Origin of the sequence: Labilibacter marinus (assembly GCF_001659685.2) — a bacterium.
GTDB classification, from domain to species: Bacteria; Bacteroidota; Bacteroidia; order Bacteroidales; family Marinilabiliaceae; genus Saccharicrinis; species Saccharicrinis marinus.
This window is the reverse complement of the sequence record NZ_LXYE02000054.1, coordinates 67,662-80,703: the sequence shown is the minus strand read 5'-3', so window position 1 is coordinate 80,703 and position 13,042 is coordinate 67,662. Positions and strand designations below refer to the sequence as shown.

General features: G+C 32.5%; 11 protein-coding genes. 4 read left to right on the top strand and 7 right to left on the bottom strand.

Annotation, left to right across the window (positions count from 1 at the left end; all coding sequences use genetic code 11):
• Window positions 1-455: 455 nt before the first annotated feature.
• Window positions 456-2,090: a LamG-like jellyroll fold domain-containing protein gene (locus tag A8L32_RS21065; RefSeq protein WP_066633133.1), complete on the top strand. Its 1,635-nt coding sequence runs from the start codon at window positions 456-458 to the stop codon at window positions 2,088-2,090.
• A gap of 60 nt (window positions 2,091-2,150) precedes the next feature.
• Here A8L32_RS21065 and A8L32_RS21060 read toward each other — a convergent pair whose 3' ends face one another.
• Window positions 2,151-2,738 carry a tyrosine-type recombinase/integrase gene (locus A8L32_RS21060; RefSeq protein WP_066633131.1) on the bottom strand — a complete coding sequence of 196 codons (588 nt, stop codon included), beginning with the start codon at window positions 2,736-2,738 and terminating at the stop codon, window positions 2,151-2,153.
• A gap of 123 nt (window positions 2,739-2,861) precedes the next feature.
• Window positions 2,862-3,074 (bottom strand): hypothetical protein, encoded by a 213-nt coding sequence (locus tag A8L32_RS21055; protein WP_066633129.1) that lies wholly within the window; start codon window positions 3,072-3,074, stop codon window positions 2,862-2,864.
• A 20-nt stretch (window positions 3,075-3,094) separates the two neighbouring features.
• Here A8L32_RS21055 and A8L32_RS21050 point away from each other — a divergent pair, with 20 nt between their 5' ends.
• Both A8L32_RS21050 and A8L32_RS21045 read left to right on the top strand, forming a co-directional pair.
• A complete protein-coding gene (locus A8L32_RS21050; protein WP_066633127.1) occupies window positions 3,095-3,433 on the top strand; it encodes a helix-turn-helix domain-containing protein in 339 nt (112 codons plus the stop codon).
• A 251-nt stretch (window positions 3,434-3,684) separates the two neighbouring features.
• Window positions 3,685-3,945, top strand: a complete 261-nt coding sequence (locus A8L32_RS21045) for a helix-turn-helix domain-containing protein (protein ID WP_066633120.1) — start codon at window positions 3,685-3,687, stop codon at window positions 3,943-3,945.
• Window positions 3,946-3,950: 5 nt separating this feature from the next.
• On the opposite strand, the gene A8L32_RS21040 is transcribed toward A8L32_RS21045, so the two are convergent.
• The 4 genes from A8L32_RS21040 to A8L32_RS21025 form a co-directional block, all read right to left on the bottom strand.
• Window positions 3,951-4,805: a hypothetical protein gene (locus A8L32_RS21040; protein WP_066633119.1), complete on the bottom strand. Its 855-nt coding sequence runs from the start codon at window positions 4,803-4,805 to the stop codon at window positions 3,951-3,953.
• A gap of 6 nt (window positions 4,806-4,811) precedes the next feature.
• Complete coding sequence (locus A8L32_RS21035) at window positions 4,812-5,258, bottom strand: T9SS type A sorting domain-containing protein (protein WP_075591454.1); 447 nt, start codon at window positions 5,256-5,258, stop codon at window positions 4,812-4,814.
• Between the two features lie 105 nt (window positions 5,259-5,363).
• Window positions 5,364-8,309, bottom strand: coding sequence for a sensor histidine kinase (locus tag A8L32_RS21030; protein WP_158027271.1), 2,946 nt, complete (start codon window positions 8,307-8,309; stop codon window positions 5,364-5,366).
• 32 nt (window positions 8,310-8,341) lie between these two features.
• Window positions 8,342-9,097: a LytR/AlgR family response regulator transcription factor gene (locus A8L32_RS21025; RefSeq protein WP_066633111.1), complete on the bottom strand. Its 756-nt coding sequence runs from the start codon at window positions 9,095-9,097 to the stop codon at window positions 8,342-8,344.
• Window positions 9,098-9,312: 215 nt separating this feature from the next.
• Here A8L32_RS21025 and A8L32_RS21020 point away from each other — a divergent pair, with 215 nt between their 5' ends.
• Entirely contained in the window at window positions 9,313-10,146 is an 834-nt protein-coding gene (locus A8L32_RS21020; RefSeq protein ID WP_066633108.1) for a hypothetical protein, read from the top strand.
• Window positions 10,147-10,272: 126 nt separating this feature from the next.
• On the opposite strand, the gene A8L32_RS21015 is transcribed toward A8L32_RS21020, so the two are convergent.
• Entirely contained in the window at window positions 10,273-11,640 is a 1,368-nt protein-coding gene (locus A8L32_RS21015) for a hypothetical protein (protein WP_143525185.1), read from the bottom strand.
• Between the last annotated feature and the right edge of the window lie 1,402 nt (window positions 11,641-13,042).

Sequence of the window (13,042 nt, the reverse complement as noted above, 5' to 3'; positions counted from 1 at the left end):
CATATCCTCTTGATTCTATCCATTTATTCTATAGAGTATGTTGTTGTTTAACGATATTGCCCATAAACTGCTAGATAAGTATTTGGTTGTAGAAACTTAATATAAAATATCGTTTTAATACGCACTTTTGTTCCATTATGTTGCAGAATATTTAGTCAAAATTGACGAATGTTTGATATTAATGATCAAGTCTCCAATAATATTTAATCATGTGCTACATATACTAAACTGTCAATTATTATTAATCAATTGTCTTTCTCATTCCCTTTCAGGCATCCCTAAAGGAACGAAAATCTTTAATAAAGCAACGTTTAAAAACCTGAAGTATAAACCGCAACAATTTTAAAAACTTGACGTATCCGTTCTAAGTATCTTTATTAACTAATAGGTAAGCTTCATAACATATCTATTACTAAGAATTTATATTTAATAGAATCAGATCTAAATTTAAACTTATGAAACAAATTCTACTCGTTACAATTGTCGTATTATTTTCAACATTATTCTCATCAGCACAAATTCCAACAGATGGTCTAGTGGGTTATTGGTCATTTTCCGGCAATGCTAATGATGAGAGTGGGAATAATTATGATGGAACTGTAAATGGGGCAACATTATCACCTGATAGATTTGGAAACCAAAATAGTGCCTATCAATTCGATGGAACTGACGATCATATTTTAATTGATAATACAGCAGGTAATTTTGGATCTACTGATTTTGCAATATCTTACTGGATGTATGTAGACCAGTTACCTACTATACAAAATCAAGATATTTTAGGAAAAAGAGCTGCTGGTTCATGGGGAAATTATTTTAATTTTTCCTTAACTACATCAGGTGGAGTTGGTTTAGAAATTAATGAAGCTACAAGTGCTGATAGAAATGTATGTACAACAACTGCTGGAGTAATACTTGATCAATGGAATCACATAACACTAGTGAGGAATGGTTTAGATCTTGATATATACTTAAATGGACAACTGAGCAACTCAGTAGTAAGCAATATAGCTCATGATATAAATAATGATGTAGAACTTGTTTTTGGTTCACGATATTATAATAACGACTTAGTTCATTACTTTAAAGGTGGATTGGATGATATACGTTTTTATTCAAGAGCTCTTTCACAAAATGAGATCTCAAATCTTTACAATGAAACAAACGATGGACTAATTGCACACTACCCATTTAATGGTAATGCTAATGATGAAAGTGGTAACAATAACCATGGTACAATTAACGGAGCAACGTTAACAGATGATAGATTTGGAAAACCTAATTCTGCATATGATTTTGATGGTAATGATGATTACATTGATTTGGGAGTAATAGAAGGATATAGTTCTCACTCTTTTTCTGGTTGGTTTAAGATCGAAGGTCAACAAGACGGTTGGGGTGTTTTAGTTTCTAAATTATATGATGATGGAAATCACACCTTCATGAGTAGTGAAATTCGTATCGATCCAGACTTTGGCTCAGGTTATAAATTTTCTAGTCAATTAGGAACGGGAGCACAATGGGCAGGTAACCGAATTGAAACTCCAATAAATGACTCTGAATGGCAATACTTTGCATATATTTATGATGACTCTGAAAAAAGAATCAAGCTCTATTGGAATAGTAATCTAGTTGACAACATCTCTGTTACAGGATATAACGATACGGAAAACACGCCAACTTACATCGGAGCTCGTCCGTATCACAATGTTCCAATAACTTATTTCTTTAATGGATTAATTGACGATGTTAAAATATACAACCGACCACTTACCGTAGAAGAAATAAATTCTGAATATCAAGAATTTATTACAACTGAAGTAGAAAAGAAAATTAAAAATGTTGAGTTCTCAATTTATCCAAACCCTGCTTCCGAAAAACTATTTATTGATTGTAATTTATTTAAACTAGGTTCTGGTATAAAAATTAAAATATATGATATCACAGGTAATGAAGTTTACGGAACTTCAATAAATCAACAATTAACACGAATTGATTTAAATAATATACACGCAAAAGGAATCTACTTGGTACAGGTAGTGGATATCAACTCTAAAATTTTAGATTCTCAAAAAGTAATTATACGATAGATAATAAACGAAGATTTTTAGTTTGAGAGGTATCCTAGGTGTGGGATGCCTCTTGTTCTTTTAAAAAGATAGAACATCATAAGTCTGCATAAGCTCCTCCTTCGCAATCCCTAAGTACCTGCGTGTGATTAAAGTGCTTGAATGATTAAACAACTGCGATAGCTTAACCAATGCAAGTTCTGCTTGAGTACCTGCTTTTCCGAAAACCTCACGTCCAAATGTTTTACGCATGGTATGAGTGCTAAAATTATTGATGTCGATTTTATATCGTTGTTTAATCTCTTTGAAAATCACATTTATTCTCTGGATGGAATAAACGCTCCCTTTTTGTGAAGTGAAAATATAATCCTCAGAATTATGTGGCGCAATTTTATTGTAACATTCTTTAATATGACGTTGCAGTTGTTGGTTAATTTTAATGTCACGGGACTTTCCGGTTTTCTTCTCCACAAGTTTAAATTCATCCTTATCCAGAATATCATCCCATTTAATCCTAAGAAGATCAGAAATTCTCAATCCCCAAAATGATCCCAATGAAATTAATAATGACATTTTGTGTTCGCCATCATCAAATAACCTTCTAATCAAATTTAGGTTCTGATCCCAACTTAAATAGTCTGCTGTCGTGTTTGAGTATTTCTTGCTCATAATATTCAGTTTTGAGGATTTAACTACATTAGTGAAACCAGTGTTTTCGTTACTTAATGTTTATATGTTGAACTATAGCTTTTTAGCGAATAATATTCACTTTTAACCAATAGTGAATGTTTTTTAGTTCGGACATGCCCCGTAAATAATTTTCCAGCTATCAGATAACTTTAATCTCTCCTTTGCAAACTCAGGCATCTGAACATGATATGCTACTAAATGATTTGGAGACTTTGCTTCAGTTATTAAATAGTATGCTTCGCCGAATTCACGGTAAAGTTTAATCTCTTCATGGTAAACAAACATCTTCCCGTAGCACATATCTCTTATGTCCATAATTATTCCTTCTTAATTAAATGCCTAATATATTAGGCAAATATAACAGCAAATACAATATGCCCAAACTATTAGGCATTATTTATATATTTGTATTAAATATGACAGAAAATAAAAAAGCAAGAAACGAATCCGATCAGAAGGAGAAACTTCAGATTATTGGAGAGCGATTGAAGACTATGAGAAAAGGTATTGCTAAAGTTGGCTACATTGAGTTTTCTGAAAAAGTTGATCTAACAAGGAATACATATAATAACATGGAGAACGGCAGGTTCGAATATAATATTGGTAATCTTATTAAAGTACTTGCGTTCTACGAAATCACACTTGAGCAATTTTTTAAGGATGTTGGATTATAATATTTTATAATTTGCCATCAGATTTAAATTTTGCCCCCAAACCTATCAATGTAGGTGAGACATAATTCCCATATACCACTGCCCATAGGACACGTAAACATATTCAACTTAAATCATAATTTGAAAATCGTACAGATTAATACTGTTATCGGGTGAGTTAGGAACTGATAAGGTACATTCCGGTACATACAGTCACATATTATAATATGTCATATTTTTCCTCTGCTCATCAGTATTTATTATTAAAAGGTATGAAGCAGCAGAAACAGAAATATCACCGTGTCCATTTTGATGGTCTTGCACAAATGCGCATGGAAGCTATTGGAGGTGTCATTCGCCAGTATAGATATGACACGATGCTTTCGAGGGAAGATTTTGCAAAAGAGTATGGGATTTCTCGTAGTTTGGTTGAAAGAATCGAAACAGGTAAGAATGTGAATATCCTGTCCCTGTTTCGTATATGTGATATTTTTATGATCTCACCTGAAGAATTGTTTCAGGGGTGTGATTGATGTTTTTAATCTAGAGTCATATTCAAAGAATACCATGCTTGACCATTGTAAAGGTGTAACTTCCCATCTTCACCGAAGTATAAATCTCCTTTATTTGGATTCGAAGGTGGTGTAGGCAATGGTTCAAGTCGCATTGCATCTGAAACATGTAATAATCTTGCGGGTTTATTAGTTCCTATACCAACATTACCGCCTTCTTTTAAATATAATCGACTCCCACTTTGTCCAGTTTCAGCAAATACTATATCATTACTAACTAATGAAATATGCCACGATGGCTTGTTGAATTCTGGCTTATAGAAACCAATCATATCATATGTTTCAGTATTCGGCACTAGATTGCCGACAAGATTTAATTTAAAATAATGTAAATTAGAAGGTGTAGTTAATCCAATATTAATTTTATAATCTTGATTTGATGATTGACCATTATTACTCATCCAAATTGGATTAATAAGATTGTCCGCAGTCTTAGCATTCAGCGCATAAGGAACACTCAACAATTGACTCGTGCCCATTAACTCATAATTCTCGCCTCCATTTATATCGAGATTAATTTGAATATAATAACTGTCACTTCCCCAATTAATGGTTGAGATATCATCTGTCGATGTTCCTGTGCCGATAACCATATTAACCAGACCTTGTCCGTTAGTTTGGACAGTATGCGTTTCAGAATAAATCGCTGTTCCGTCAACTGCCCCTTGCAGGATGTTGATCTGGAACTTCACATCCTGATTGGTGATTATGTTTCCAGAATTGTCACGCACTACAGCTTGGTAATTGAATGCATCAGGTGCTTGAGCACTTATTGTAAGTGTCGTGATGATCAGTAATATTAATATTAAGAACTTTTTCATTGGTGTTTATTGTTTGATGATTTTGTATGTTTTTTTGTCATTAATTACTAAGAAGTAAACTCCCTTTGAAGCGTTTGAAAAATCAAGAGAATGTTTATTCTCGTTTATTTCTCCAACTTCAATTACATTACCTTCAATTGTGACGACCTGATATTTCAGGTTCTTATTAGAGGTTTCGATTGTAAGGATATCCTTAACCGGATTGGGGTATGCTCTTAACACAACTGATTCTTCCGGTTCTACTAAAGTGCTTATCCTTAAATTTCCTTGCTGAAATCCTTGGTTTAAGGTAACAGTTGGTGATGTAGCTGTTGTTATTACAACTTCTCCGAGTGCCCAGCTAATTTCAACTTCAGAAGCTTTATAACATGTCCCTGATGTTGAAACAACAGTCTGCCCAAACAGAGAAACATAGACAAACATGCTTGCAAAAAGTGTAATTGATTTATTCATTTTGTCAGGTTTTAAAATTTCCCTTTTTTACCTGACTATGACATTATAGTTACTGTTGTTCCCGAACTACTTTCTTAACGTCTATAAATCTTCAATAAACGTAAATTACTTAACCAACATTAATGTAAAATAAACCTTCGTACCTTCACACTTACGATACTCTCCAACAACATCTTCGATCTTAAACGTGTAGTTATTCGTCTTGAACTTTTGATTTAAGAGATTCAACCTTTTTTTGGTAATATCTGTCGCTTTCCCATTTCTTTGGTTATTATCCGTAGCTATTTCTTTCGCTCTCTCCCTTCCAATTCCATTATCTTCGATAATAACCGTTAATGTATCGTCATTCTCAATAATATCCACTTGTACTTTCCCAACCTCGTCTTTGTGCAATAGACCATGTTTGATAGCATTTTCAACGAATGGTTGAATTAACATTGGAGGTACTTTTAATCCTTCTGATTGAATTTTAGTATTAACCTCAAACGTTAGTCTTTCTTTAAATCTCAACTTCTCTAACTCCAGATATTGCTTAATAAACTTAACCTCATCATCCAGTTTAATTAACTCTTCCCCAAGGTTATTAAGGTTTTGCCTAATAACACCAGCTAAATTGCCCAAGTAGGTCAATGCTTCTTCCACATTTTCAACCAGTATAAAATATTGAACGGAATTAAGTGCATTAAAAATAAAATGAGGATTCATTTGACCTTGCAGCGAACGAATTCGGATTTCGTTTAATTGATGATTAAGGTTCTGACGTTCTTCTGCATCTTTTCGTATTCGCTTAATACGCTTATTTGTATGATAATATATAGTTATCCCAACAATAAGTAATACAAGTAGAATAAAACACCATTGTTCCCAGAATGCTCTTCTGATTTTAAATTGGATATTCTTACTGGAAACTGCCCCATCTTCCTTATTAACAATTCTTAAATCAATGGAATATTTATCTGATTGTAGAGATTCTAAACGGATTTCATTACCTACCAACCAATCTCGTTCGTTAATACGATATTGATAGGTCAGGTTCTTTGTAGTAGGAAATCTAAGGCAATTAAAACTTACCAGAATATTGTTACGAGAATGTGATAGCGATATTCCATCTAGCAATTCTAACTCCTCTCCATTAACAAAAAACTTAGTTCTAATTACTAATGACTCTGTACCGATCTCTGGAACATCAATATAAATCAATCTTTCATCATCATAAACGTACAGCCTCCCATCTGAATCAATTTGAGGTTTCTTGGATAAAATATAGTTGTAACCATTATTCTCATTGTAAAACAAAGGTTTTAACTTCTGTTGATTCAATTGATCAACGGGAACAATATTTAACCCCTTGTTAGTCGCTAGATAAAGAAAACCTTGATGGAACTTTAACCAATTAAACTTAGTCCCAATCAATCCACTTTCATAATTAAACTTGCTTCTGACGAATAATGAATCCTTAAAACCTACATTGAATAAATTACCATCTACAGAAGTACACCAAATCGAACCATCAGGTGCAACTTCCATATCTGTTAAAATATCATCTAATCCATGACTGCTGTTCAATTCATATGCTTTACCGTTAACCAAAGAGAACATACCAAAAAAATGCGATGGAAAAAGTAACGTATCACCCTTTTCAACAATGCCCTTTATACTGCGAATAGAATTTGCTTTACTTTCCAATTCTTCGAATTTTAGTTTCGAATTAATATTAGAGCAATGCAACATGGTGTTGTAATCTCTTACCCAATAAGCATTGTTTTCTTCCCATAAAGAGAACCATCCAGATTCGAATGGATAATATCGCATACAATCTGGAAAAGAAATTGATCCGTGATTGGTCATCAAGTATACCTGACCATTAGTTTTAATAAATCTTATTGGTTTAAATTTATACGAAAAGGAAAATATCCTATCTAAACCTTTCATTTCACCTCCTTCTGCTACGTATTTAGCTACCTTCCTTTTTAAAATCTTTTCTAACAAGGAATACGAGAAAACTTCCTCACCATCATCATTGAATATATTTTGATTTGTAAGAAAATACTTCATTCCACTAACCTCAACTACGTCCGAAACATTCCAGTTCTTATCCCAATCTCGATATTCAAAAATACAATTAGGTATAGCGTAAAGACCATCTCCTCCTGCCCAAATAAGGTTATTCACCGAATCATGAATAATGGTCATGAATGACTTACCTTCAATATCAAAAGGAATATTACGTATCATCCCGATACTAGAATCATACTTTTTAATTCCGCCAGTGAATAAATCATGATCTCCCCAACCAGACAATAATAAACTTCCTTCACGATCTTGAGTCATATCCCAAGCCAAAAATGAGGAAGAAAGATCAACAAAGCTTGTGTCCAATTGATTACTATTAAGACTCCATTTATCAATTTTATTTCTATCATTAGAAAAAACTGTATCTTCAATGACTTCAATAGCAAATCTATCACCCTCCATTCTCTGGATCGTTTTTAATGAGTTTTGTTCCGTAGAATCTTTAACTACTTCAAACATTCCTCTTCCGCTGCCATGAACAGAAAAAAATAAATTATCAGAACTCTCCTCAATAGCCAATACAGAACATTTTCTATCATCGGTTCGAGGAGATTTTATTTGTGTAAAAATGGAATCGTTGAAGTAGAATAATCCATCATCCGTACCTACAAATAACATCTTATAGTTTGATGAATAATGTAATTTACGTATCGAGTTGTTGTATTTAGTCAGCTTCATTTTATAAGAAGCAACAACAGAATCATTCCTAATCAAGTTAAGTCCCTCCTTATAGCAACCAACCCAAACATTGTTATTATCATCAACTGCTAACGCCCAAGCATAATTACCTAATAAGCCATCTTTTTTCTGGAAGTTGACAAACTTTTCTCCATCATACTTTGATACTCCATTATTGGTTGCAACCCATAAATAACCTTCCTTATCAATTACAAGGTCTTGGACAGTATTATCCACCAAACCATCAGCTTCAGTAAATCGTTGATAAGGTTTAAATTGAGCCGACAAGTATACTGACAACGATAATATTATGAAGATACAAATCAATCTCATTAGCTTATCAACTTTTGGATATCCTTAGTAAAGTCACTGACATTCCTCACCGATACAGGTATTTTTTCCCCACTGCGTAAAACAACAATACTTTGTTTGCCCTTGATAAATTTTTGTATGTAATAAATATTGATCAAATAAGATTTATGGGTACGGTAAAATTGGTTCTCAGGTAATAATAGTTCCAAATCTTTTAATGGCTTACTAACGGTTATCTTTCTTCCAGAGTACATGACAGCAACAGAATACGCTTGTTCTGCGTAAGCGTATTCAATATTACTTGAATTCTCCATTTCGAACCCGTCTGAAACTGGGAACATTATATTGTTGCCAACATATGAAGCCGGACTAACAGCACTTAAATGCTTCTCAAGGTTCAGCTTCGATTGTTTTTCTTCAATTCTACATCTGACCTTTTTGATTGCCTCTGACAGTTCCATAAAGTTCACAGGCTTTAGTAAATAATCCGCAGCATTTCTCTTCACAGCATCAATGGCATATTCACTATAAGCAGTAGTAAAAATAATCTGGAAATCTGGATTTGGGAAAGTGTTATAAATCTTAAGTCCATTCTTTTGGGGCATTTCAATATCTAGAAATACTAAATCAGGTTTTTGTTTCAAAATTAATCCGATTCCATCATCCAAATTATTTGCTGAACCAACAACTTTAACTTCAGTATCAACAAAATCAGTAATTAGCTTTTTTAAACCATTAACGGCATCTTTTTCGTCATCTATAATTATCGCTTGCATATTATGATTAGTCTAGGTTATGCGAGTATAATCATTTATTAGTTTAGATACAATTTCCAATTTCTTATCGTAGTACTTTGAGGGTTTAACGTTGATTCCATATAAGGAACATCACGGTTAATTGAATATTTCAAACGATAAGAAGGTTGTATCACTATACTAGAAACATAGGTATTCTTTTAACGTTAAAAGTGCTATTATTTAAATAAATTGATATGAAACTATTAAGATTAACATCAACACTTTTAATTACAATTAGCCTATTTAGTTGTAGTTCTGATTTGGAATCAAAGGAAGACGACCCACAACCAGATAAAAAAACTACACTCAGGTTAAAAAAGATGTCAACTCACCCATATTTCGAACTTAGTGAGAATGAATCTACAACTATTTTTGAATATAATGCTAACGGACTACTTACTAAAAGAACCGACAATTATGGTAGTGACAACATAGAATACAATGACAATAATAACCCGACTAAAATTACAAACATCAGCAATTACGATCCAGCCAATAATTATACAGAAACTATAGAATGGGTTAGCAATGGTTTTAATACTCAAAGAACATATAGTGAGGAATCATATGAAAGTAATGAACGTGATAGGTTTGTTTTTGACGATAAAAATATGCTGACATCATTTTACTTAGGTACTGATGAAAAAACTAGTACGTTTAATTACTTGACAGATGATTTTACACACATCTCAAAATCTGTTAAGTACGACTATGAAGATTATTCAACCGTCTATGACATTACAATTGAGTGGAGCGCAGTTTACCATCCTTTTAAGGGTATTAATCCTTCGTTAAAGTTTTATTTATATTGGGATATTGAACATGAAACAAAAATAGGAGCTTTTAGTGATTATTTAATAGCAAAGTATAGTAAAGCTTCATCATCTCCTGATGATGAAAGAGAGATTATCATTACCCCAACTATAATCAACGACAATAACTACCCTACTCAAATTGAAATCAAAAATGGTGTGAACGATACTTCTCCCGAATATTTCTATTTTGACTATGAGGAGGTAGAATTGTAATATTCAAAATCATTCATAACTTAATTGAAACAATCAAACAAGGCTACCGGATAATTTTCTCCGGTAGCTATTTGGTAAATTATGATTTCTGTACTAAATACCAACAGAAAGACAGCTTAAACATAATTAGCTCCATCTTAGTCTTGCCAGAGCCTTAAGATTATTTAAAACCCTTGAATCTTCATTTACAATTGACTTTACAAGCGATCCAACATCATTCGTAATGGCATTTAATTTATCTTCCTCTTTATGCAGTTTAATACATTTGTTTAAAGCATCATATGTAACTCTCTCTCCACCATTAGTCTTTCTATATATATAGTAAGCACTTAAGAAAAATAGTTTATCAAACTTGTAAAATGTAAGCCCAAGATCTGCTGGGTACTTATTGAACTCATCGATAACAATCTCTTTTATTTCATCGGAATTGGCATATTGCGATTTAAAGTAAGGTTTCATGTCATCTTCACATGAAATTATACTATGCTGGTCAGTATTATCATTGATTGAATCATCTTCCAATTCATCACAAGTATCGATTTCACCTACATTTAAGGAACTTTCTTCTTCTGGACACACGTTTATCTCACCCTCGCCTACTGAATCAAAATTTAGAAGCGGATTAGCTTCTTCAAAAACTTTTATAATATGTCTATTTTTTTCTTCATTCTCCACAAAACGAGGTATTTCCCTTGCTCCATTTTTACGGGCATGCTCCAAACCATTTAATTCACTTATCGCTATATTAAATTCTTCTTCTGTTGGAATCTCATCGTCGACTTGCAGATATTCAACATTATGAGAATCCCCGGCATGCAATACCTCATCTGCATCTTTTTGAATATCACCATCGTCATTCATTTGACAATGCTCTTCTATAAAATTGCCATTTTTAAAAGTGGAGACTTCATCTAACTCATTCCGTGCAATAGCAATATCACAACTAAAGGTATTATGTGAATTTAAAACAAGATTCTGATTGTTTTCAGGTGCTTTTATTGGCTTAACTTTTTCTTCAGAAGCAGTTGGCTCAACACTCTTTATTCTGTCTAATTCTGCCTTTAATTGCTCAATCTCTTTATCCTGTTGGCTAATAACCTCTTTAAGGTTGTCCTTGGTATCAAAATTAATGGCTGGTAAATAAGTTGATTGATAGTGAACATATCCAACTTCATTGATTTTACCATGATTTAGGACATACATGTCATCATCTACTTCTAAAAATCCTAATTTATTTAGCTTCTTAAGACTGTCTGATAATGGGTCACGGCTTGCGAATCCCATTGATTTCCATAGTGAAGCTTCAGTATATCTTTTAGGTTTATTATTACACTTAAAGGTCGAAGACCTTCTAAGGTTAGCAATTACTCTGATATCCGTTACATTTAAACCCAGTATATCAATTAAGTAGAGAGGTATTTGCAAAAATTGTTCTGCCTTCTTTTGCTCAAGGCTTGAATCATAATTGATTCTAATTTTTCTTTCATATGCCATTTTAATAACTTTAAGCATACTGTTATTTTTGTGTTCATTATTTTTAGGTATATACGGAATTCTCAAATAAGCAACCTACGGAAAATGAAAACCTTTTACTTGCTTAGAGAGAAACTTAGTCACGTTGGACATTTACTCATTTAAATGTTTCCGCTTTTTAATTTAAATTTCAAAACATTAATCACTCGTTAGTGATCTTTCTTTTTGCTACAAAACTAATTACAATCTAACCAAGGTGCAAGGATTTTTCAATTACTCCATAACAAAAGAAAATTAAAAGTCAAGGATTTTAAACCCAGTTATATTCAGTTGAATTAAATTATTTTCAAATTAGTAGCATAAATTATAAACATTAGATTATTGGTCAGATTATGATTTTAAATTACTGAAATAGATTACTGATTACATTACTAAATTATATTAGTAAATAGATTACGTATTATATTATTGGATTAGATTATTGGATTAGATTATTGGATTAGATTACTGAATAGATTACTTGTTAAATTAGTAAAAACAACCTTCAAAGAGGTGGTTTATTACAACCCTCATGAGGGTTGATTTGATTAACTTAGTAAAGGTTGTTTTTAAACCTTCTTTGAGGTTGTTTAAAACATTAGGAGTGAACGTATGTGAACGACAAATATTAATTCTTCTATCAATCCAATAGTTTTGTTTCTTAATTAGGGTGAGCGACAGCGAACCCATAACCTTTAGGTATTGTTTAAATCATCATAAAACCAACTTGAATATTGTTTAAGTTAGGATTTGTGAGCGAAGTGAGCAAATCTTCTAAATCACATTCCCAAATTTAGTTGTTGAGCGACAGCGCTGTTGAACTTACCCCGCCCTCGAATTAAATTCAATTTTGTTCGAATTTATTAGGAACATAACTTTGGTATTATATACAACCCCAATGCTCACTTTTATCTTTGTTTACATTAGCTTGGATAATCAATATTTTCAGGTAATTACCATGACATCAATCGCAGAAATATCTAATATGCACTTCTGCATTGAGGGAATAACTATTACTGCCGGGGGGAAATCATATGACAATATTATTTTCCAAAGTAATTATACTTCAGAATATTCAAACTCATCTGGATTATATAATTTCTGGCAAGAACAAGGACTAACAAAAGAATTCGGTAAAAAACCAGTGACCATCTAATTGTTTGGGCAACGTTTGATATTTCTGGGGATGATGATGATTAAGAATATTGTTTACTTTCATCCCCTTATTACTAACTAACTAAATGAACACTATTACAACCCCTATTAAAGAGGATGGATCGTGCTTAAATCAAATTTATGAGATTCCATGCTAAGAGATGTCTTATAATATAATTAAATCATACCCTTCGTTTATCACATGCTAATGCTTATTAAAGATATATTA